Raw genomic sequence first — 20,440 nt, forward strand, 5'->3', positions numbered from 1 at the left:
TCGGCCCCCTCGTTGACAAGCTGAGTGGTGACTCATATTTTCGTTCCTGAGTCTCCACTCATCTTATGCGCACGCCGTAGCCAGAAGGGTCCCGTCATGCTGAGCCCCGTGCAGGCCTTCGAACGTTTCCGCGCCAATGTGCTGACCGGGGCGCCCGGCCTCACCGAGGACCTCTGCGCCGAAGACGTCGTCGTCGACATGCCCTTCGCCCCACCGGGCGCGCCGCGCCGGATCGCCGGACGCGAGGAGGTCGCCGCGTTCACGGCGGCGGGCAGGAGCGCTCTGCCCGTGCGGTTCGACGAGTTCCGCACCGTCGCCGTCCACCAGACCGCAGACCCGGACGTGATCGTCGCCGAGTACGAGCTGACGGGCACGACCGTGACCGGCCACCGGGCGAGCGCGGCGTTCGTCCTGGTCATCAGGGTCAGAGACGGCCGCGTCGCACACTGGCGCGAATACCAGGACACCGCGGCCATCACGCGAGCTCTCACGAACGCGTCCGCATGAGTGGTCAGCCTGTTGGCACGAGCTCGCTGATCAGCTTGTCGATGCGGGCGCGGATCTCGTCGCGGATCTCGCGTACGGCCTCGATGCCCTGCCCCGCGGGGTCGTCGAGTTTCCAGTCCTCGTAGCGCTTGCCGGGGAAGATCGGGCAGGCGTCGCCGCAGCCCATGGTGATGACCACGTCGGAGGCCTCGACCGCGTCGACGGTGAGGATCTTGGGCTGCTGATCGATGATGTCGACGCCCACCTCGCGCATGGCCTCGACGGCGACCGGGTTGATCCGTCCGGCCGGGGCCGAGCCGGCGGAGCGCACCTCGACGCGGTCCCCGGCGAGGTGGGTGAGCCACCCGGCGGCCATCTGGGAGCGGCCCGCGTTGTGCACGCAGACGAACAGGACACTAGGCATCGACGGTCTCCTTCGCGGTGAACAGGCGCCGCCCGGCCAGGCTCAGATAGACCAGGGCGACCAGGACGGGCACTTCGATGAGCGGCCCGACGACGCCCGCGAGGGCCTGGCCCGAGCTGACGCCGAAGACGCCGACCGCGACCGCGATGGCCAGCTCGAAGTTGTTGCCGGCGGCGGTGAAGGCCAGCGTGGTGGCGCGCTCGTAGCCGAGGCCGATCAGCTTGCCCGCCAGGAAGGATCCGCCCCACATCACGGCGAAGTAGGCCAGCAGCGGCAGGGCGATGCGGACGACGTCGCCGGGCTGGGAGGTGATCGTGTGTCCCTGCAGGGCGAACAGGATGACGATGGTGAACAGCAGCCCGTAGAGCGCCAGCGGGCCGATCCTCGGCAGGAAGCGGCTTTCGTACCAGTCGCGGCCCTTCGCGCGCTCGCCGAGGCGGCGGGAGAGATAACCGGCGAGCAGCGGGATGCCTAGAAAAATCAGGACGTACTGTGCGATGTCCCAGACGGAGACGTCGAGCGCGGCCTGCTCCAGACCCAGCCGGCCGGGCAGGACCTGCAGGTAGAACCAGCCGAGCGCGCCGAACGCGACCACCTGGAAGAGCGAGTTGAGCGCGACCAGGACGGCGGCGGCCTCCCGATCGCCGCACGCCAGGTCGTTCCAGATGAGCACCATGGCGATGCACCGAGCCAGCCCGACGATGATCAGCCCCGTGCGGTATTCCGGCAGGTCGGGCAGGAAGGTCCAGGCCAGCGCGAACATGACGGCCGGGCCGAGCAGCCAGTTGAGCACCAGCGACGAGATCAGCAGGCGGCGGTCGGCGGTGACGGTGTCGAGGCGGTCGTAGCGCACCTTGGCCAGCACCGGATACATCATCAGCAGCAGGCCCAGGGCGATCGGCAGCGAGATCTCACCGATCCGCACCGCTTCCAGCGCCGTGTCCAGGCCGGGGACGAGTCGTCCCAGCAGCAGCCCGGCGGCCATCGCGGCGAGGATCCACACGGGCAGGAAACGGTCGAGCGTGGACAGGGCGCTCATCACGCTGGGCGCGGGCGCGGTGGCCTCAGCAGAACGGGTGGACATGCGGGACGTCTCTTCTCACACGGTGGCGGGCACGGTCAGCAGCGCCGACAACTCGCCCAGGGTCTCGGGGACCAGCCGGTAGTACACCCAGGAGGCGCGGCGCTCGGAGGTGAGCAGGCCGACGTCCTTGAGCACCTTCAGGTGGTGGCTGATGGTCGGCTGGGACAGCTCGAACGCGTCCGTGATGTCGCAGACGCACACCTCGCCGCCCGCCCGGCTCGCCACGATCGACAGGATGCGCAGCCGTACGGGATCTCCCAGGGCCTTGAACACCCGCGCCACGCCCGCCGCCTGCTCGGCGCTGAGCGGTTCGCGGGCGAGCGGCGGGCTGCATTCCAAGATCTCCAACAGTTCCATCGCACTCTCCCCGCATAGACCATCATCTAATTCGCTTCCCGTCTATATTGACAGAAGTCTATAAACGCGGGGGTCAGATGCCGATCGCGGAGCTGCGGCGCTCGATCAGCAGCACGTCCCGCCAGATGCCGTGGTGGCGGCCCACGCGCTCGCGCGTGCCGACGACGCGGAAGCCGAGGGCGCGGTGCAGGGCCAGGCTGGCGGCGTTCTCGGGGAAGATCCCGCTCTGGACGGTCCACACGCCGGCGTCCTCGCTGCCGGCGACGAAAGCCGACAGCAGCGCCCTGCCGATGCCGTGCGCCTGGCAGCCGGGGTGCACGTAGACGCTGTGCTCGACCACTCCGGCGTACACCGGGCGGGGCGAGACCGCCGAGGCGGCGACCCAGCCGACGACCTCGCCCGTGTCGGTGTCGGCGGCCACGTAGCGCAGGTGCGGCAGCCTGGCCGCGGTGAAGCTTTCCCAGCTCGGCGCGGTGGTCTCGAAACTGGCCTGGCCGGTGTCCAGACCGGCCTGGTAGATGGCCAGCACCTGGCCGGCGTCCGCGGCGCGCATCGCCCGGATCTCCAGCCCGGGGCCGATCGCCGGCGTGGCGGCCCGCACGATCGCCGAGTGCGCGCCCGGCACGGCCCGCGCCGGGTCCGAGCAACGCTTGGTCACCTCGTCACGCGCCATGGCCGGCCCCTCTCACTCGCACGTGGGCGCGGCCGGCACGGGCTTGCCCATGACGACGTCGGCCGCGGTCGGGAAACAACGCACGCACGCCTCGTTGATCCGGTAGAGGCTCGCGGTGCCCTGCCGTTCGACCAGCACGAACCGCACCTCGGCGAGGATCTTCAGGTGGTGGGACACCGTCGACTGCCCCACCCCGGAGGCGGCCACGATCTCCCCCACACTCATGGGCGCACGCCGTCGCGCCAGCAGCGACACGATCTGGATCCGCGTCGCGTCCGCCAACGCCTTGAACCAACTCGCGTACTCTTCGGCCTCCGCCCGCGGCAGAGGATCACTGTCACCGTTCATCGTCAATTGACGATAGTCGATGAAGCCTCCGCCGGCCAGACGGGAAGGTCCGTGAGCAGCTACGCCGGCCGCGACACGGTGGTGGTTGATCCCTCACTCATCCCGTCTCGCGCTCACCACTCTCGCCGGCCGCCGGACAGCCGGTACATGTCACTGGAGACCGACATGCCGCGGCACAGCGACTGTGCCAGGCCGGCGTCAGTCCTCCTCCTCGATGCGCACCGTGCCCGCGCTTCCGTCGATCGTGATGAGCTGGCCAGTCTTGATCTCGTGGGTGGCGTTGCGTACACAGATGACGGCCGGGATGCCGTACTCCCTGGCGACGGTGGGGCCGTGGGCCACAGGGGAGCCGGTTTCCGTCACCAGACCCGCCGTCGTCATGAACAGTGGGGTCCAGCCGGGGTCCGTGGTAGGGGCCACGAGGATCTCGCCGGGTTCGATGTGCGCGCCGGACGGGTCGCGGATGACCCGGGCCCGGCCGGTGGCCCGGCCCGCGGCCCCGGCCATCCCGGTCAGCACCCCGCCCTCCACGGGTCCTTGTGGGGCGAGCGCCTCCACGTCGGTCCCGTCGGACAGCAGGGCGCCGGGGACGGTGGGGCGCCGCAACTCCCGCTCGTACGCGGCCCGGCGCGCCGCGACCAGGTCCCGATGGTCGGCTCCGTCGTGTACGGCGGCCCGGGCCTCGAACAGGTCGAGGAACATGATGTCGTCGGCGCGCTCCAGCAGCCCTTGCGCGACCAGATCGTCCCCTGTCAGCAGCAGTTGCCCGCGTGCCGCCTGCAGCGCCGGCAGCCAGGCGAACTTCCCGATCTCCCGCAGCCCGGTGAGCCGGCGCGAGCGGCGCATGAGGAACGCCGCCAACCGGCCGCGCACCGGTCTGGCGCGCCGCGCCCGCCGCGACAGCGTCTCGACCATCTTCTCCGCCCTGCGCGCCGCCTGCTCGAACCGCCGCTCGGGTGCCTGCTCCGGGTCGTCGACGCGCAGGTAGTTGGCGATCGTGGCGAACAGCGGGGCCGGGTCGTCCGCCCAGCGCGGCATGCCGACGTCGATCTCGGCGGCCGCGCGCATGCCGTACCTGTCGAGGAAGGAGGCCATCCCGATGTCAGGCAGCCGGCCCTCGCGATACCGCGCGGCAAGCTCGTCGGGCGGGGTGGTGAGGAACAGGTCGCGGTGTTCGCGCGCGTTGACCGCGACTCTCCAGAGCGCGAGGTCCATCTCCGTGGTCACGTTGTGCGGCATCCCGCCGAGAACGACGTCGAGCTCCTCGTCGGTGGCGATGCCGTTGAGCAGCGCGGACGGCGCCACGCCGACGATCATGCCGGCCATCAGCGGCCACACGATGCCCATCATGTCGACGCCCATGACGGCTTTGTGCGAGTCCTCGATCACCCAGCGGAGCCGTTCGGCCGGCGTGGCGGGTTCGGGCGGCGGCGTGATGGAGCGCCTGATCTCCTCCAGACCCCGGTAGGCCCTGGCCCGGGCGGCGTCCGGCCAGGCCAGGCTGCGGGCGATGCCGAAGATCGCCGGCCCCGTCAGCCGCAGCGTCATCTTCACGGCACTGCCGACGCGGAACGGCATGCCGCGCCGCGGCGCGAAGCGGGGATCGTCCATCATCCGCTCGACGGCGCCCCGCACCCGCGGCCCGTACACCTCCAGTGACGTCCGCAGCCGCTTGCGCATGGTCTTGTTACGGATGAAATCGGTCAGGTCGAAGTAGAGCCGCCCGCCGATGGACACCAGCCGGGGCATCGGATCCCGCGGATGGGTCGTGGCGCCCGCCGCCTTGAACCACAAGCCCCCGCCCGCCTTGAGTAACGACACCCCCATCGGCGTGACCGGCCGCAGCATCCCTTGGATGTGACCGAACTCGAGGTAGAGCCGCGTGTCGCCGGTGTCGGGCGGGGCCGGGAACAGCGTGGTGATCGGCCGGGACTGCAGCAGCCACAGCGTGCCGTCGGCGTCGATGGCCCACTCGATGTCCTGCGGCGAACCGAAGTGCTTCTGCAGCCGCCGCCCGGCGTCCCGCAGTGCTTCGAGCTGCTCCTTGCCGAGGCACCCGGCACCGTTCGGCACGGCCGGCGTCCGGTGACCGAGGACGTAGTGGTCGGGGACGACGGTGCCGTCGACGATCGCGGTGCCCAGCCCGGGGGCGGCGTCGACGACCATCTCGGTGCGGCAGCCGGTGATCGGGTTGGCGGTGAACAGGACACCGGCGACCACGGGGTCGATCATGCGCTGGACCACCACGGCCATGGCGGCGTCGTCGATGCCCGCGGTGGCGCGGTAGGCCACGGCACGTTCGGTGTGCAGGGAGTCCCAGCACCGGCGGACCGCGTCGACGAGCGGGCCGGCGCCTTCGACGTTGAGGTAGGTGTCCTGCTGGCCGGCGAAGCTGGCGTCGGGCAGGTCCTCGGCGGTGGCGCTGGAACGGACCGCCACGCGCCCGCCGCCGAGCCGCTCGTAGGCGTCGGCCAGCTCCTCGTCCGGAAGCCGGCGGGATTCGTAGGACTCGACGGTCAGGCAGAAGCCGTCCGGTACGCGCTCACCGGCTCTGATCATCTCGCCGAGCCCGGCCGCCTTGCCGCCCACCCGGTCGATCATGGAGGAATCGATCTGCGAGAGCCGGATCAGTGTCATGTCGCCGGGAGAGGTCATCGGGAAGTCGTCCTCCTTCTCCGCGACGCCGAACGTCGCGGGCCGACCAGACTTCCCGGCTCTCCACCAGCACGCCAAAAGGCGTAATCCACCGATTCTAGCTCCGGGCGGAACGACGCGCCATGGACGACAACGCATCACTGTTACCCGGCGAGCCGAGAAGCCCCTTCCGCCAGGCTGACCAATTGGTTAGCATACTGACCATGCGATCAGCCGAAGATGATCTGACGGCCCGCGCCCGGATCAGGAACGCCGCGCTGGAGTTGTTCGGCGCCGAAGGGGTCAGCCGGGTGAGCCTGCGGGCGGTGGCCGCGCGTGCCGGGGTGTCGCACGCTCTGGTGCTCCACCACTTCGCCAGCAAGGAGGGCCTGCGCAAGGCGTGCGACGACTACGTGATGTCGCTCGTACGCGGCGGCTCGGAGGCAGCCCTGGACGACACCTCCGGCCTGGCGGCGATGCTGGAGGCCGGCGGCGCGGTGCGCCGCTATCTCGGCCGCGCGTTCCTGGACGGCACGCCTGGGGCGGCGGCGCTGTTCGACGAGATCGTCGAGGCCACCGGCCGCTGGCTGGAGCAGGGCGTACGCGAGGGCTGGGCGCACCCCAGCGAAGACCCCCGCGCCCGCGCCGCGATGTACGTGACCTGGCTCCTGGCGCCGCTGGCCTTCGGTGAGCACCTGTCGCGGGCGCTGGGCGCGACCGACGTGCACGACATGGAGACGATGCTGCGCTACTCCCGCGCCGGCATCGAGATCTTCACCCACGGGGTGTTCGCCGACGAGCGCGCCCTGCAGGCATGGGACGCGGTGCGGAAAGAACGCGGCTCGTCCCGGCCATGACCTGTCTCAAGACCTTGGAGTCGCTATGAGCACCTCACTCATGGACCTGTTCACCACCCCCGACCGCGACGCCTTCCTCACCCACCTGGCCAAGAACGGCCCCGTCAGCCGCGGGCACTACGTCGACGGCACCCCCATCTGGCTCGTCACCGGCTACCCGGAGAGCCTGACCGTGCTCACCGATCCGCGTTTCAGCAGCGACCCGGGCAAGCAGTCCGCCATCGACATGAGCGCCGTGACCGCTTTGCCCGAGGACATGGCCCCGTACCTGATGAGCACGCTCGGCGCCTACGACCCGCCGGACCACACCCGGCTGCGCCGGCTGGTGTCACGCGAGTTCACCGCCCGCCGGGTGGAAGGACTGCGCCCCCGCATCCGGCAGATCACCGACGAGCTGCTGTCCGGCCTGCCGGAGGAGTTCGACCTCATCGAACGTTTCGCCTACCCGCTGCCGATCCAGGTCATCTGCGAGCTGCTCGGCGTGCCCGAGGCCGACCGGGCCGTCTGGCGCGGGTGGGCCGCCGAGCTGACCGCACCTGATCCGGCCCGGGTCGCGGCTGGAGCCCGTGGGCTGGTCGGCTACATGGCCGACCTGATCGAGCGCAAGCGCGCCCACGGCGGGCAGGACCTGCTGTCGGCCCTCATCCGGGTGCGCGACCTCGACGGCGACCGGCTCGCCGACGACGAGCTGATCGCGCTGTCGATCAGCATCCTCATCGCCGGGCACGAGACCACCGTCGGCCTGATCAGCCAGAGCGTGTGGCTGCTGCTCGCCCGCCCGGACCTGCAGGACGCCCTGCGCGCCGAACCGGCCCGCGTGGCGGCCGCGGTGGAGGAGTTCCTGCGCTGCACCGGGCCGGCCGAGATCGCCGTCATGCGCTACACGCTCCAGCCGGTCGAGCTCGCCGGCGTGACGATCCCGGCGGACGAGGCCGTACAGGTCGTGTACGCCGCCGCCAACCGCGACCGCCGCCGGTTCGACGCCCCCGACCTCCTCGACATCCACCGCCCGGACAACGCCCACCTCGGCTTCGGGCACGGCATCCACTACTGCCTGGGCGCCGCCCTGGCCCGTGCCGAGACCCAGATCGCGCTCACCGGCCTGCTCGACCGGTTCGCCGTCCTGGAGCCGGCCGTGCCCGCGGCCGAGATCGGCTGGCGGCCGGGGCTCCAGCGGGCGCTGACCCGCCTTCCCGTACGCACGGTCGCCTCACAGTGAACGACCGCCGGCTGACGGATACTCATGGATTTTGGTAGATCTTTCCACATAGCTCACGTTAAGGGATATTTCGGACAACGCCGCTGACCTGGGCTTTTACTCTCCAGTGGCCCCTTGGTCGCCCCTTTAGGGGCCCTTGACCTGCGGAAACGGCACGATACCCTCGCCCTACCACAGGCTTCCGGTTCATCCCCATCAGTTCTTAGTCATCACTTTTGTCAGGATCTGTATGGGTAAATCCGGCCTTGTCCGGGAGGGTCCCACACTTCCATGTCGCCAGAGATTCCGAAGTTCATCGACGCGGCCTACGTCCTGTCCTCGTGGCACCAGACCACCGAGGCGCGAATCATCGACGACCAGCCCGGCCACCGGACACCTTACGAGCCGTCCGACGGCCACGGGGGACATGACCGGGGGCCTGGCTCCGACTGGGGTCAGCAACAGGGGCCCGGCCACCAGCGGCCCTTCCACCAAGACGACCCGATCGGCCCGCAGTCAGGCAACGACCACGCGGGCCAACCGGGCGGTTTCCATGACCGGCCGCACACGGACACCGACGGCCGCCACAACTCCCACGGAAAGAACCACGACTTCCTGGGGAACGGCCAGGGCTTCCAGCAGAACGGCCAGGGCTCTCACGGCAAGGGTCAGGGGCTTCACGGCAAGGGCCAGGACTGGCAGGAGAAGCCGACCGGCCCAGCGAACCCCGACCACGACGGCACGGACCAAAAAGGCTCCCACCAGGGCGGCTCGGACCAGCCAGACCACCACACCAGCCCCCACCAGAACGACTCCGACCAGCCAGACCACCACACCAGCCCCCACCTGAACGACTCCGACCAGCAGGATCACCAGCAGGGCTCCCACGAGGAAGGCTCCGACCAGCAAGGCCACCAGGACGGTTCCTCGCACGAGGGCACCCAGCACGAGGGCACCCAGCACGAGGGCACCCAGCACGAGGGCACCCAGCACGACGGCACCCAGCACCAGGGCGCCGATCCGTCGCCCACAGCGACCCGTCCCGCCCCCGAGCCGACCCGAACCTCGGACGCGCCGCCGGTCACGAGCGAGCCGACGCCGTCGCCCTCGGACACATCGACGGCCATCCCCCAGCCGACCTCCGACACGCCGACCGCCACCGCCACTGCCACCCCGACAGCCGGCACGCCTTCAACCACGGCCACTCCCCAGCCCACCGACACACCGACCGCCACCCCTACGGCCGGTACGCCCACCCCCACACCGTCGGACTCCTCGTCCCCCACGGCGACGCCCACGACCTCCGAACCACCGTCATCGACCCCCACCCCCACTCCGTCGGATTCGTCGTCCCCCACAGCGACGCCGACGGCGTCGGAATCACCGTCATCAACCCCCACCGCCACACCCTCGGATTCGTCGTCAGCCACCCCCACGGCGACAACGTCGGACTCGCCGTCCCCCACCGACACCGCCACAGCGTCGGACTCGCCGTCCCCCACCGACACCGCCACAGCGTCGGAGTCGGCTTCGCCCACGGACACGGCCGCAGCGTCCGAGTCTCCGTCAGCCGCGGCCTCCGCAGAAGCCGAGCCGACCGCCACCACCTCCGCCTCCGCAGAAGCCGAGCCGACCGCCACCGCCTCCTCCGAAGCGACGACCGCAACCTCGTCCTCGCCCACGCCGACGACCACCCCCACGACCGCCACGACCGAGCCCGCCATCGCCGAGGACGTCGCCGCCACACCGACGGCGTCCAGCACCATGGCTCCCCAAGCCTTCTCCACGCAGCTCAACGCGGCGAACGCCAGCTCACTGCCGGGCCTGTCCACGCCAACGATGATCACCTCGGCCGTCGTGGTCGTGCTGGCCCTGCTGGCCGTGCTCGCGGTGCTCATCGCCAAGTCCCGCCGCGGCCCGAGCCTGGCCACCGCCGAACACGTGGAGCCCGTTCCCTTCACCCCCACCCCCGCGCCCGACGAGGACGCCCAGTGGCGGCGGCAACTCCTGGAGACACTCGAGGCCGCCGCCTTCGGCGAACGAGACAACACCCAACCCGGTGAGCAGGAGAACCCGCGCCCCGAGAACGGTCCGCCCGCGCCCGGCTCCGAAGCGGATCCGCGCTGACCGCTACGGCGACCGCCCCACACATAGGAAACGGCCCCTACCGAACGGGTAGGGGCCGTTTCGTGAATGCGGCCAGGCCGGCATCTTCTTCTTGAGGGACGGTCAGACCGTTTCCTCAACCAGGACGGCGCAGGCCAGAAATGACGTTGACCTGGACCCCAGCCATCATCGTCGATCAGTGTCTGTCGTCGTTGGCCTACCTCGTACAGCCCAGAGACGGCCCCACCGCCCGTCCATGCCGAGGTCCTGAAATCTGTGGCACCGAGCACGGCTGCGGAAGACTTACGGAGTCACCGGTAAGACCCTCAGGTATTAACCGAGTCGATGGCAGGCTCTGCTCTGGAACATGAGAAAAGGCGCCCCTGACCTGCGACTGTAAGCTCGGACCACAGTCGTTCCGCGGCCCACGGCCTCCCCACTCGCCGAACGACGAAGACATCGCGTTGTGCGTGCTCGGACGAGCAAGGATCGCCTTCCCGCCACAGTGCGCGAGCCGTGGCTCATGACATGGTCATCCAGTGATGTGGCAGGACCGGTTACCCGCGTCCTGTCCGCACGGCGACCGAGTGATCAGCCTGTGCGGGCTCGTAATCGGTGTCCTCCCATCGGACCGTGTATGCGTAACGGCCCGCCGCGTCCGGCGTGTCGGTGAAGCCGAACGACCCATCACTGCCAGGAGTCACCGCCGGCAGCGTGGTGGTAGTGACGGTGCCGTCGCGACCCGTCAAGGTACGCTGCACGCTGATCGAGATTCCGCCCGGGATGGTCCCGCTGTTGGTGTCCAGTACGCCGTTGAGCTGTAGCGGCTTACCGATGACACCCTTCGCGGGTCCGATCAAAGTCAGTGAGGCGGCGAACCGGGTCCACGTGAACGCCGAGGCCGCGCTCCCCCGGAACACCGAATCGCCGTCCCAGCGCACGTCGTACGTGGTCCCGCCATAAGCCGACGGGATGTCGGTAATGGTGAACGTGCCGTCCGCCGCTGTGGTCACGCCGGGGAGGATCGCCGGGGTTCCGTATTGCGGGTGCCTGGTTACGACAAGGGGCTGCGGACCTGGAGCCGACTCGTCGGCCAGCGTGAGTCGACCGCTCATGGTGAGCGGTTTCGAGATGACCGAGTCACCGGGCGTCGTCAACGTCAACGTGGACGCCTTGAGGGTCGCGCCCTCCGAGCGCCACAGATGGATCTTGCCGTCGCGCCACTCTCGCAGCACTCCGAAGAGATCGGCACCCGAGAAGGCCAGGCTTCCCTCGACCAGGTCACCGAGAGGGCCGGTGTTCGTGTAGGTCTTCGCCGCCGTCACCGTGTCGTACACGGCGATGTCCGTACTGCCACGGCTTCGCCCGCCCGCGATGTGCGCGCCGTCCGCACTGATAGCGACACCTAGCGGGTAGCCGTCGAACGACGGCTCCTGACCGTAGGTGCGGACCTTCGCGAGGCTGCCCGTGTCCCAGGCGTCGTAATGGTACGGGCTGCCGAACGACGAGATGACCATGGACCCGTCCGGCGTGATGGCCAGATCGTTCACGAAGGACAGGTCCTGTTCGCTACCGTCGATCGCGCCACGCTGGGTGGGCGCGGTGCCGCTCACGTCGTACACCAGGAGATCTGTCGGTGCGACGCCTGGGTCGCCGAAGACCAGCGTGTCACCAGCGGCGGCGACGATCGGTGCGCTGTTCGTGTTGGGCCCGAACGCTACCGGTTCCGCTGTCGCCACCGACAGGTCAAGGCTGAGGACGCCGCCGCCATCCGTGTTCGGGCATCCGTAGCCGACCCACAGCCGGTCATCCGCCAGGGACAGGTTGGACGGGCACGGGTATGCGGTCAGATCGATCCGCCGGGTGATGTCGAGGGAGGCCGTGTTGATCTCGGCCACCTCGTTCGAGCCGCTCAGTGCCGCGTACAGGCGAGTGCCGTCCGGACTCGCGGCGAGGCCGAGCGCACCGGACAGACCCGTGATCGTGCTCGTGAGCTTGCCGGTGGTATCCGCGACGACGATGCGGTCCTCCGCGGAGACGAAGACCTTCCCTCCGCCCACGGCCACGTCACCGCTCTTGGAGGTGACATCCAGGGACACGTTGAGGTACGTCGTGGAGTCCCCCGACGAGGCGGCGGCGGAAGGCAAGGTGACCAGGCCGACTGTCATGGCCAGGACACCGCTCAGGGTGGTCGACCACCGTGTGAGCCGGGCGAGCGCCGGACTGACCGCATGACGGCGTTCGAGGCGTAAAGGGCGCACTCAGGTCTCCGATCAGGAGCAGGGAGGAAGATCGAAACGCCCCTGATCCAGCCAGAGAAAAATGCCACCGTCAAGATCCACGATCAAACGCCCATCATCGTGGAGCGCCGAACGCTACTGCCGCGTTCACATCCGGAGCGGCGACGGCCTGTATGTCGGCAGCGCTCCCTCCGCCAAGGTTGTCGAGTGGTACGACCAGTACACCTACACGTTCACGGCCGATGCCGCTGGGGTTGCTTCCTCAATCGGAAAGATCAAGCACGAAGGCCCAGGAATGCGAAAGGGCCGCCACGCGGGCGGCCCTTTCAGAAGAACGATCAAGCCATCTTCTTCTTGAGGTTCTCGTCCAGGGCTGCCAGGAAGTCCTGGGTGGTCAGCCACTTGGCGTCGCCGCCGACCAGGAGGGCGAGGTCCTTGGTCATCTGGCCGCCCTCGACGGTCTCGATGCAGACCTGCTCCAGCTTGCCGGCGAACTCGCTCACCGCGGGGGTGTTGTCGAGCTTGCCGCGGTGGGCCAGGCCGCGCGTCCACGCGAAGATCGAGGCGATCGGGTTGGTGGAGGTGGGCTTGCCCTGCTGGTGCTGGCGGTAGTGGCGGGTCACGGTGCCGTGGGCCGCCTCGGCCTCGACGGTGCGGCCGTCGGGGGTCATCAGCACGGACGTCATGAGACCCAGCGAGCCGAAGCCCTGGGCGACGGTGTCGGACTGGACGTCGCCGTCGTAGTTCTTCGCGGCCCAGACGTAGCCGCCCTCCCACTTCAGCGCCGCGGCGACCATGTCGTCGATGAGGCGGTGCTCGTAGGTCAGGCCGGCCTTGTCGAACTCCTCCTTGAACTCGGTCTCGAAGACCTCGGCGAAGATGTCCTTGAAGCGGCCGTCGTACGCCTTGAGGATGGTGTTCTTGGTCGAGAGGTAGACCGGGTAGTTACGGGCCAGGCCGTAGCGCATCGACGCGCGGGCGAAGTCGCGGATCGACTCGTCCAGGTTGTACATCGCCATCGCGACGCCGCTGCCGGGGAAGTCGTACACGTCGATCTCGACCGGCTCGGAGCCGTCCTTCGGCGTGAACGTCAGCGTGAGGGTGCCCTCGCCGGGGATCTTCAGGTCGGTGGCGCGGTACTGGTCGCCGAAGGCGTGACGGCCGACGACGATCGGCTTGGTCCAGCCGGGGACGAGCCGCGGCACGTTCGACATGATGATCGGCTCACGGAAGATGACACCGCCGAGGATGTTGCGGATGGTCCCGTTGGGGGACTTCCACATCTTCTTGAGACCGAACTCCTCGACACGCGCCTCGTCAGGGGTGATGGTGGCGCACTTCACACCGACGCCGTACTTCTTGATGGCGTTCGCGGCGTCGATGGTGACCTGGTCGTCCGTCGCGTCCCGGTGCTCCATGCCGAGGTCGTAGTACTTCAGGTCAACGTCGAGGTAAGGAAGGATCAGCTGGTCCTTGATGAACTGCCAGATGATCCGGGTCATCTCGTCGCCGTCGAGTTCGACGACCGGACCCTCCACCTTGATCTTGGGCATGCCTATGTTCCCCTTCAATGAATGGATGCGTCGAGGCTATCGGACCGTCCCGTCACCGGGCGAAAAGGGACAGGATGACCGCCTTGAGCTCGTTGTTGTCGAGTAGCAGTGAGGTCATCACCAGCACGAACCCGGCCAGCGACAGTGTGATGACGTCGTTCTTCCTGCTCCTGATGGCGAGCTGACCGCCGTAACCGGCGAAGCGGAGGGCGGCGGCGATCATGATGACGGCACCCAGCGCGAACCCGCCCCAGCGCGGGTTCGCGACGAAGATGGCGAGCACGCCGACGGCCGCACCCGCCAGAATCAGCGGGTACGGCCCCCAGGTCTCGCGCGGCTGGCGTTCGGTCCGTTGGCTCAACGCTCTTCTATCGGCTTCCACTTCTGGTCGGTCTCACCGATGTACTCACTGTCGGGGCGGATCAGCCGGTTGTCGGCGTGCTGCTCGATGACGTGAGCCGTCCAGCCGGACATGCGGCTGATGGAGAAGACCGGCGTGAACAGGTCTGTCGGAATGCCAAGGTAGTGGTAGACGGACGCCGCGTAGAAATCGACGTTCGGGTAGAGGCCCTTCGTCTCGAAGACGACCTCCTCCATTTCCTTCGACATCCGGTAATAGGTGTCGTCGCCGCTCGCCTCGCCCAGTTCGGCCGACATGCGGCGCAGGTGGGTGGCGCGCGGGTCCTCGGTCTTGTAGACGCGGTGGCCGAAGCCCATGATCTTCTCGCCGGCCGCGAGCTTGTCACGCACGGCCTGCGCCACCCCGCCGGACGGGATCGACTCCAGCGTCTTCATGACCTGCTCGTTCGCGCCGCCGTGCAGCGGGCCCTTGAGGGTGCCGATGGCGGCGACGATGGCGGAGTGCATGTCGGACAGCGTGGCGGCGCACACCCGTGCGGCGAACGTGGAGGCGTTCATGGTGTGGTCGGCGTGCAGCACCAGGCACTCGTCGAACATCTCGACCTCGCGCTTGGCAGGCGTGCGGCCGGTGACCTGGAGCAGGAAGTTCGCGGCGATGCTGAGCGACGGGTCGGGGTCGGGAACGCTCCCGCCGGTGCGAGCGGCGTGATAGCGGGCGACCAGCAGAGGTTGCTGCGCGACGAGTCGTGCGGCCTTGCGCAGGTTGGCGTCGGGGGCGATGGAGTCTTTGTCGGGGTCGTCGGCTCCGGCCAGGGAGACCAGCGAGCGCAGCGCCTCCATGGGTTTCTGTTTCTCGGCTATTTCGGCGATGTTCGCGGACACCAGGGCGCCCAGCTCGCGGCCGCTCGCCAGCTCCTCGCCGTAGGCGTCCAGCTCGGCGCGGTTGGGCAGCTTGCCCCGTTGCAGCAGATGTGCGGTCTCCTCGAACGTCGCGCGGCCGGCCAGGTCGTGGATGTCGTATCCACGGTAGAAGAGCCGACCGGCCTTTCCGTCGATGTCGCTCAGCGCGGTGGACGCGGCGACGACATCGGCCAGACCTTTCGTGGGCTTGTCCGCCATGAGTGTTTCCTCCGCTTATCTCCGTCCGAAGTCTACCCGTGAGCAGGCAAAACCGGCCGCAGAGGTCCAGACCAAATTCACGTCGGATTCTCCTTTCGGCAAAGGAGATTCCGCATCCCCTCGGTTGGGTAAGCCGGAGCTGTAGTAATAGTTACGGCGGGCTACCTGGGGAGGAACTGCCGTGGAGGGGCCGTTCATACGCATCGAGGACACTGGAGAGGTGGTCCCGTTGCGCCCCGAGATCACGACGGTCGGGAGGGGCCGGGGCGTCGACATCCGTCTCACCGACCCCAGCGTGTCTCGACTCCATGCCGAGTTCGTCAGACGAGGACCCTACCTGTATGTCGTCGACCTGGGGCTGTCCAGGAACGGCACGCGGGTGAACGGCAGGCCGATCGCCCGGAGGGTGCTCGACGACGGCGACGTCGTGTCCTTCGGCGCGGCGCGGGCTCGCATCGGCGGAGTCCCCCGAGAGGACTTCACCCCCGAGGTCGAGTTGCGCAGGGCCGCCGCCCCCGAGCTGACCAGGCGCGAGGTCGACGTGCTGACCTCGCTCTGCCGGCCGGCGCTGTCGGACGAGGCGTTCGTCGCCCCGGCGACCGCGCGCGAGATCGCCGACGACCTGGTCGTGACCGAGGCCGCGGTCAAGCAGCACCTGCTGCGTCTCTACCAGAAGTTCCGGATCCCGGAGGGCACCAACCGGCGTACGCGGCTGGCCAACGAGGTCGTCGCGCTCGGGCTGGTGCGCCCGACCCCTGTGGTGCCACCGCAGCGGTCATCAGGGGCCTCCGCCGACCAGGCTTCGCCGGCGGGGCGCAGGGCTTCGTAGGAGAACGCGGCCCACCACAGGGGCCGGATCGCGACCGGTGCTTCGGCGAGGGGTTCCGGCAGCGCCGGACCCCTGTGCCGGGGTCCGGGCCCGGAGCGCACCGGGCCCGGCGTACGCGGGCGCGAGCGCGCGCTCAGACCACCCGGAAGCCGCGGCTCGGGGCGCTGGTGCGGTTGGCGCGGTCGACCGCGACCGCGTGGTAACGATGGCCGCTGCCGCCGTCGGGGTCGGTCCACGTGACCTGCTTGCCGCCGGGCACGACCGCGACCAGGTTGCGCGCGTCGGCGAAGGCCTCCGGCGCGGCATCCCGGTCGAACCGGAAGATCGCCATCAGGAACGGTGTCTCGTCGCCGGTCGCGACCACCCGTACCTCGACCCCTGAGGAGCGGCGCAGCGCGTGGGCCAGCACCGGGCGGCGCGGCGGACGGCCGTTCGCCAGCCTGGGCAGCACCGGCGCGAGGGCGGGGCGCTGGTAGTGGTCGTCGACGGCGGTCGAGATGGAGCGGAGCCGGTCGGCCCTGACGTCGTTGGCGTTGTACCAGACGTCGCCGCTGATCTCGGGGTGGTCCCGGTTGAGGGTGAGGTGCCGCGACAGCTCGTTCGTCTGCTGCCACTCGGGCGCCTGGGCGGGATCGCCCGCCTTGTACGCCGCCTGCCCGATCCACAGCAGCGTGTTCGTGCCGGCCGCGACGTCCGACCACCAGGGCACGAGCTTGGAGTAGTCGGCCGGCGGCTGCCCGATGTACCAGTAGAGCTGCGGCGCGATGTAGTCGAGCCAGCCCTTCTTGACCCAGCCGCGGGTGTCGGCGTGCAGGTTGTCGTACGACTGGCCGCCGTTGGTGTCGGAGCCGAGCGGGTCGGTGCCGCGGTTGCGCCAGATGCCCGACGGGCTGATGCCCCACGCGATGCCGGGCTTGGCCTCCAGCACGCGCTGCTGCATCTCCTGGACCATGAGGTCGACGTTGTTGCGCCGCCAGGCGGCGAGGTCCGGGAATCCGGCGCCGTACTGCGCGAAGGCGGCGCTGTCGTCGAAGGCCGTGGTGTTGACCGGGTAGAAGTAGTCGTCGAAGTGCAGGCCGTCGATGTCGTAGCGGGTGACGGCGTCCATCATCGCGTCCTGGCAGAACTTACGGACCTCGGGCAGGCCGGGGTTGTAGTACAGCTTGCCGGCGTACGGCACGATCCACTCGGGGTGCTTGCGGCCCGGGTGGTCGGGGTGCAGCTTGGCCGGGTCGCCCTGCATCGAGACGCGGTACGGGTTGAACCAGGCGTGGAAGGCCAGACCGCGCTTGTGCGTCTCCTCCACGGCGAACCCGAGCGGGTCGTAGCCCGGGTCCTGCCCCTGGGTGCCGGTCAGGTACTGCGACCACGGCTCGAACGGCGACGGCCAGAAGGCGTCCGCGGTGGGCCTGATCTGCACGAACACGGAGTTGAGCTTGCGCTGCACGGCCACGTCCAGCCAGGCCAGGTATTCGGCCTTCTGCTGGTCGGCGCTGAGCCCCGTGCGGGAGGGCCAGTTGATGTTGACCACCGAAGCGATCCACATGCCGCGCATCTGACGCAGCGGCGGCACGTACTGCGCCTGGGCGAAAGCGGGCAGCGGGACGGCTGAAGCGGCGGCGGCCAGGGCCAGACCCTTGAAGAGAGTCCTTCTGCTGGGCATGGGGGGTGCCTCTCGGAAGTGGTTGTGTCGAGGGCGACGATGACAGAAAATTACCTTCAGATCAACAACCGTGAAGGAAAATGCCGATGAGCGGTGACCTGTACAGACTGGCGTTGACGGTGCTCCATCCGGGGTTCGACGGAACCTCCGCCCCTGATTGGCTGCGCCGTGCGCTGGGCGAGGGTCTCGGCGGTGTGGTGCTGTTCGCCCGCAACGCCGCCTCGCCGCCGCTCGTCCGGCAGTTGCGTGCCGAGAACCCCGGCGTGGTCGTCGCCATCGACGAGGAGGGCGGCACGGTCACCCGGTTGGAGGTCGCGGCCGGCAGCTCCTTCCCCGGCAACCGGGCGCTGGGCGTGGTGGACGACGTGAAGCTCACCGAGCAGGTGGGCCGGCAGATCGGCCGGATGCTCGCGGAGCTCGACATCACGCTCGACTACGCGCCCTCGGCCGACGTGAACGCCAACCCGGCCAACCCCGTGATCGGCGTCCGGTCGTTCGGGCCCGATCCCGAGCTGGTCGCCCGGCACACCGTGGCGTTCGTCGAGGGCGTCCAGGGCGCGGGCGTGGCGGCCTGCGCCAAGCACTTCCCCGGGCACGGCGACACGGTCACCGACTCCCACCTGGCGCTGCCGACCGTGCACGCCTCGCGGGAGCTGCTGGCCGAGCGAGACCTGCCGCCGTTCCGGGCCGCGATCGGCGCCGGGGTGCGGTCGATCATGTCCGGCCACCTGCTCGTGCCCGCGCTCGATCCGTCGATGCCGGCGACGCTCAGCCGTACCGCGATGACCGAGCTCCTGAGGGGCGAGCTCGGCTTCGACGGGATGCTGGTCACCGACGCGATCGAGATGCGGGCGGTGGCCGCCATGTTCACCCCGGGCGAGATCGCGGTGCGGGCGCTGGGCGCGGGCGTGGACGCGATCTGTGTCGGACTCACCACCGAGGACGATCTTCTCGCGATGCGCGACGCGATCGTGGCGGCGGTGCGCGAAGGGGTGCTGCCCGAGGAGCGGCTCGCCGAGGCCGCCGCCCGCGTGCACGCCCTGTCGGCCTGGTACGCCGGCCGCTCCGAGCTGCGTGACCAGGCCCGAGACGACGTGGACGAGGGCGTGGGCCTGCGCGCCGCCCGCGCCGCGCTGACCACGACCGGCACCGGCCGGCTCAGCCGGGCGCCGCTCGTGGTCGAGGTCAACACCCGCTTCAGCCAGGCCGTGGACCCGGCCACGCCGACCGGCATCACGGCCGCGCTCGCCACACTGCTGCCGGACACCGCCCGGGTGAAGCTGGAGCCGGGGGGCGACCTGCCGGCGTTCGACGAGCGACCGGTGGTGCTCGTCGTGCACGACGCCGCCCGGCACGCCTGGGTGCGCGACACCGTGGCGCGAGCGCTCGCGCGCCGGCCGGAGGCGATCATCGTGGACACCGGCATCCCGGCGCCGCCGCAGGACGCGACCCACATCACCGATCACGCCGCCACCCACGCCGCCACCCACGGCGTCTCCCGGGTGTCGGCGCAGGCCGCAGCCGAATGGATGATCCGGTGACCGCCGAGCCCGCGAACCCCGTCGCCGCCGTACGCGCTCTGATGCCCTCGCTCACGCCGGCGGCCAAGTCGATCGCCCGGCTCATCCTGGACGACCCAGGGCTGGTCGTGCGGAGCACGATCACCGAGTTCAGCGCGGCGTCCGGGACGAGCGAGGCGACGGTCGTCCGCACGGCGCGGGCTCTCGGCTTCACCGGGTACTCGCAGCTGCGTTTCGCGCTGGCCGCGGCCGTCGCCAAGGAGCCCGAACGCCTCGTCCCCGGTGATCTCGGGCCGGACGACCCGCTCACGGACGTGATCGCCAAGGTGGCGCGGGCCGAGGCGGAGGCGCTCGCCGACACCGCCGCCCAGCTCGACCCCGGTCAGCTCGGCGAGGTGGTGGAGGCCATCTCGGAGGCGCGGCGGGTGGACGTGTACGGGGTGGCCGCCTCGGGGTTGGTGGCGTGCGACATGTCGCAGAAGCTGCTGCGGATCGGGCTGTCCAGTCATCCGTTCAGCGACGCCCACCTGGCGTTGACCAGCGCCGCGCTGCTCCGGAAGGGGGATGTGGCGGTCGCGATCAGCTGCGGCGGTGAGACGCCGGACGTGCTCGTCCCGGCCCGTACGGCCGCCGAGGGCGGGGCGCTGGTGGTGGCGATCACCAACAACCCCCGGTCGTCGCTGGCGGGGCTGGCCCACCACACGCTGGTGTCGGCGGGGCGGGAGACGGCGTTCCGCCCGGGGGCGCTGGCCAGCCGGATCAGCCAGCTGCTCATCGTGGACTGCATCTTCGTCGGGCTGGCGCAGCGGCGTTACGACACGGCCGAAGCCGCCATCCGCGCCACCCGCCACGCCACCGACCGCTACCGCAACCGCTGACGTCGCGGTGAGCGTGGCGTCAGCGGGTGGAGACGGAGGAGAGGCCGGCTTCGAACGTTGACGCCTTCACCGAGACGCCGTGGGCCACCATGCAGGGAGAAATCGCCCGCC

At 69.7% G+C, this 20,440-nt stretch carries 20 protein-coding genes; 7 read left to right on the forward strand and 13 right to left on the reverse strand.

Translation table 11 applies throughout. The annotated features are described in order from the left end of the window. Positions 1 to 96: 96 nt before the first annotated feature. The gene (locus tag ACIBP6_RS46570; RefSeq protein WP_397061637.1) at positions 97 to 507 is read left to right on the forward strand and encodes a nuclear transport factor 2 family protein; all 411 of its coding nucleotides are present in this window, start codon (positions 97 to 99) and stop codon (positions 505 to 507) included. 4 nt (positions 508 to 511) lie between these two features. On the opposite strand, the gene ACIBP6_RS46575 is transcribed toward ACIBP6_RS46570, so the two are convergent. From ACIBP6_RS46575 to ACIBP6_RS46600, 6 genes are all read right to left on the reverse strand, one after another. Continuing rightward, complete coding sequence (locus tag ACIBP6_RS46575) at positions 512 to 910, reverse strand: arsenate reductase ArsC (protein ID WP_397061639.1); 399 nt, start codon at positions 908 to 910, stop codon at positions 512 to 514. Continuing rightward, positions 903 to 1,994: an ACR3 family arsenite efflux transporter gene (gene arsB / locus ACIBP6_RS46580; protein ID WP_397061641.1), complete on the reverse strand. Its 1,092-nt coding sequence runs from the start codon at positions 1,992 to 1,994 to the stop codon at positions 903 to 905. Before arsB ends, ACIBP6_RS46575 begins: the two co-directional genes overlap by 8 nt. A 15-nt stretch (positions 1,995 to 2,009) precedes the next feature. Beyond that, the gene (locus ACIBP6_RS46585) at positions 2,010 to 2,351 is read right to left on the reverse strand and encodes an ArsR/SmtB family transcription factor (RefSeq protein WP_132617534.1); all 342 of its coding nucleotides are present in this window, start codon (positions 2,349 to 2,351) and stop codon (positions 2,010 to 2,012) included. Positions 2,352 to 2,424: 73 nt separating this feature from the next. Then, positions 2,425 to 3,024, reverse strand: a complete 600-nt coding sequence (locus ACIBP6_RS46590; RefSeq protein ID WP_397061643.1) for a GNAT family N-acetyltransferase — start codon at positions 3,022 to 3,024, stop codon at positions 2,425 to 2,427. Between the two features lie 12 nt (positions 3,025 to 3,036). Then, the gene (locus ACIBP6_RS46595) at positions 3,037 to 3,372 is read right to left on the reverse strand and encodes an ArsR/SmtB family transcription factor (protein ID WP_397061645.1); all 336 of its coding nucleotides are present in this window, start codon (positions 3,370 to 3,372) and stop codon (positions 3,037 to 3,039) included. A gap of 198 nt (positions 3,373 to 3,570) precedes the next feature. Further along, on the reverse strand, positions 3,571 to 6,009 hold the full coding sequence (locus ACIBP6_RS46600) for a PEP/pyruvate-binding domain-containing protein (RefSeq protein WP_397061708.1): 2,439 nt from the start codon (positions 6,007 to 6,009) through the stop codon (positions 3,571 to 3,573). A 221-nt stretch (positions 6,010 to 6,230) separates the two neighbouring features. On the opposite strand from ACIBP6_RS46600, the gene ACIBP6_RS46605 reads away from it, so the two are divergent. Continuing rightward, on the forward strand, positions 6,231 to 6,863 hold the full coding sequence (locus ACIBP6_RS46605) for a TetR/AcrR family transcriptional regulator (protein WP_397061647.1): 633 nt from the start codon (positions 6,231 to 6,233) through the stop codon (positions 6,861 to 6,863). Between the two features lie 25 nt (positions 6,864 to 6,888). Then, on the forward strand, positions 6,889 to 8,082 hold the full coding sequence (locus ACIBP6_RS46610; protein WP_397061648.1) for a cytochrome P450: 1,194 nt from the start codon (positions 6,889 to 6,891) through the stop codon (positions 8,080 to 8,082). Between the two features lie 495 nt (positions 8,083 to 8,577). On the opposite strand, the gene ACIBP6_RS46615 is transcribed toward ACIBP6_RS46610, so the two are convergent. Both ACIBP6_RS46615 and ACIBP6_RS46620 read right to left on the reverse strand, forming a co-directional pair. Beyond that, complete coding sequence (locus tag ACIBP6_RS46615; RefSeq protein ID WP_397061650.1) at positions 8,578 to 8,976, reverse strand: hypothetical protein; 399 nt, start codon at positions 8,974 to 8,976, stop codon at positions 8,578 to 8,580. Further along, positions 8,931 to 9,827 carry a hypothetical protein gene (locus tag ACIBP6_RS46620; RefSeq protein WP_397061652.1) on the reverse strand — a complete coding sequence of 299 codons (897 nt, stop codon included), beginning with the start codon at positions 9,825 to 9,827 and terminating at the stop codon, positions 8,931 to 8,933. The genes ACIBP6_RS46615 and ACIBP6_RS46620 overlap by 46 nt, the downstream gene beginning before the upstream one ends. Here ACIBP6_RS46620 and ACIBP6_RS46625 point away from each other — a divergent pair. Next, positions 9,826 to 10,188 (forward strand): hypothetical protein, encoded by a 363-nt coding sequence (locus ACIBP6_RS46625; protein ID WP_397061654.1) that lies wholly within the window; start codon positions 9,826 to 9,828, stop codon positions 10,186 to 10,188. The two genes, ACIBP6_RS46620 and ACIBP6_RS46625, sit on opposite strands and share 2 nt — an antisense overlap. A 536-nt stretch (positions 10,189 to 10,724) precedes the next feature. On the opposite strand, the gene ACIBP6_RS46630 is transcribed toward ACIBP6_RS46625, so the two are convergent. The 4 genes from ACIBP6_RS46630 to ACIBP6_RS46645 form a co-directional block, all read right to left on the reverse strand. Next, positions 10,725 to 12,335 carry a hypothetical protein gene (locus tag ACIBP6_RS46630; RefSeq protein ID WP_397061656.1) on the reverse strand — a complete coding sequence of 537 codons (1,611 nt, stop codon included), beginning with the start codon at positions 12,333 to 12,335 and terminating at the stop codon, positions 10,725 to 10,727. Between the two features lie 410 nt (positions 12,336 to 12,745). After that, positions 12,746 to 13,960, reverse strand: coding sequence for an NADP-dependent isocitrate dehydrogenase (locus tag ACIBP6_RS46635; RefSeq protein ID WP_397061658.1), 1,215 nt, complete (start codon positions 13,958 to 13,960; stop codon positions 12,746 to 12,748). Between the two features lie 52 nt (positions 13,961 to 14,012). Then, entirely contained in the window at positions 14,013 to 14,321 is a 309-nt protein-coding gene (locus ACIBP6_RS46640) for a DUF3017 domain-containing protein (protein WP_165970133.1), read from the reverse strand. Further along, positions 14,318 to 15,439: a citrate/2-methylcitrate synthase gene (locus ACIBP6_RS46645; protein ID WP_397061660.1), complete on the reverse strand. Its 1,122-nt coding sequence runs from the start codon at positions 15,437 to 15,439 to the stop codon at positions 14,318 to 14,320. The genes ACIBP6_RS46640 and ACIBP6_RS46645 overlap by 4 nt, the downstream gene beginning before the upstream one ends. Before the next feature lie 181 nt (positions 15,440 to 15,620). On the opposite strand from ACIBP6_RS46645, the gene ACIBP6_RS46650 reads away from it, so the two are divergent. Next, the gene (locus ACIBP6_RS46650) at positions 15,621 to 16,268 is read left to right on the forward strand and encodes an FHA domain-containing protein (RefSeq protein ID WP_132621444.1); all 648 of its coding nucleotides are present in this window, start codon (positions 15,621 to 15,623) and stop codon (positions 16,266 to 16,268) included. 133 nt (positions 16,269 to 16,401) lie between these two features. Here the strand turns inward: ACIBP6_RS46650 and ACIBP6_RS46655 are convergent, their stop codons facing one another. Then, positions 16,402 to 17,931 (reverse strand): glycoside hydrolase family 10 protein, encoded by a 1,530-nt coding sequence (locus ACIBP6_RS46655; protein ID WP_397061662.1) that lies wholly within the window; start codon positions 17,929 to 17,931, stop codon positions 16,402 to 16,404. Between the two features lie 86 nt (positions 17,932 to 18,017). Here ACIBP6_RS46655 and ACIBP6_RS46660 point away from each other — a divergent pair, with 86 nt between their 5' ends. After that, entirely contained in the window at positions 18,018 to 19,472 is a 1,455-nt protein-coding gene (locus tag ACIBP6_RS46660; RefSeq protein WP_397061664.1) for a glycoside hydrolase family 3 protein, read from the forward strand. Beyond that, positions 19,469 to 20,329: a MurR/RpiR family transcriptional regulator gene (locus ACIBP6_RS46665; protein WP_397061666.1), complete on the forward strand. Its 861-nt coding sequence runs from the start codon at positions 19,469 to 19,471 to the stop codon at positions 20,327 to 20,329. Before ACIBP6_RS46660 ends, ACIBP6_RS46665 begins: the two co-directional genes overlap by 4 nt. Positions 20,330 to 20,440 lie beyond the last annotated feature (111 nt).

Source organism: Nonomuraea terrae, from assembly GCF_044465245.1.
Taxonomy (GTDB): domain Bacteria; phylum Actinomycetota; class Actinomycetes; order Streptosporangiales; family Streptosporangiaceae; genus Nonomuraea; species Nonomuraea terrae.

Bases quoted from the DNA above. Each gene is read 5' to 3' on its own strand.
- ACIBP6_RS46570 (WP_397061637.1), top strand. From the start codon at position 97: ATGCTGAGCCCCGTGCAGGCCTTCGAACGTTTCCGCGCCAATGTGCTG.
- ACIBP6_RS46575 (WP_397061639.1), bottom strand. From the start codon at position 910: ATGCCTAGTGTCCTGTTCGTCTGCGTGCACAACGCGGGCCGCTCCCAG.
- arsB (WP_397061641.1), bottom strand. From the start codon at position 1,994: ATGTCCACCCGTTCTGCTGAGGCCACCGCGCCCGCGCCCAGCGTGATG.
- ACIBP6_RS46585 (WP_132617534.1), bottom strand. From the start codon at position 2,351: ATGGAACTGTTGGAGATCTTGGAATGCAGCCCGCCGCTCGCCCGCGAA.
- ACIBP6_RS46590 (WP_397061643.1), bottom strand. From the start codon at position 3,024: ATGGCGCGTGACGAGGTGACCAAGCGTTGCTCGGACCCGGCGCGGGCC.
- ACIBP6_RS46595 (WP_397061645.1), bottom strand. From the start codon at position 3,372: ATGAACGGTGACAGTGATCCTCTGCCGCGGGCGGAGGCCGAAGAGTAC.
- ACIBP6_RS46600 (WP_397061708.1), bottom strand. From the start codon at position 6,009: ATGACACTGATCCGGCTCTCGCAGATCGATTCCTCCATGATCGACCGG.
- ACIBP6_RS46605 (WP_397061647.1), top strand. From the start codon at position 6,231: ATGCGATCAGCCGAAGATGATCTGACGGCCCGCGCCCGGATCAGGAAC.
- ACIBP6_RS46610 (WP_397061648.1), top strand. From the start codon at position 6,889: ATGAGCACCTCACTCATGGACCTGTTCACCACCCCCGACCGCGACGCC.
- ACIBP6_RS46625 (WP_397061654.1), top strand. From the start codon at position 9,826: ATGGCTCCCCAAGCCTTCTCCACGCAGCTCAACGCGGCGAACGCCAGC.
- ACIBP6_RS46620 (WP_397061652.1), bottom strand. From the start codon at position 9,827: ATGGTGCTGGACGCCGTCGGTGTGGCGGCGACGTCCTCGGCGATGGCG.
- ACIBP6_RS46630 (WP_397061656.1), bottom strand. From the start codon at position 12,335: ATGACAGTCGGCCTGGTCACCTTGCCTTCCGCCGCCGCCTCGTCGGGG.
- ACIBP6_RS46635 (WP_397061658.1), bottom strand. From the start codon at position 13,960: ATGCCCAAGATCAAGGTGGAGGGTCCGGTCGTCGAACTCGACGGCGAC.
- ACIBP6_RS46645 (WP_397061660.1), bottom strand. From the start codon at position 15,439: ATGGCGGACAAGCCCACGAAAGGTCTGGCCGATGTCGTCGCCGCGTCC.
- ACIBP6_RS46655 (WP_397061662.1), bottom strand. From the start codon at position 17,931: ATGCCCAGCAGAAGGACTCTCTTCAAGGGTCTGGCCCTGGCCGCCGCC.
- ACIBP6_RS46660 (WP_397061664.1), top strand. From the start codon at position 18,018: ATGAGCGGTGACCTGTACAGACTGGCGTTGACGGTGCTCCATCCGGGG.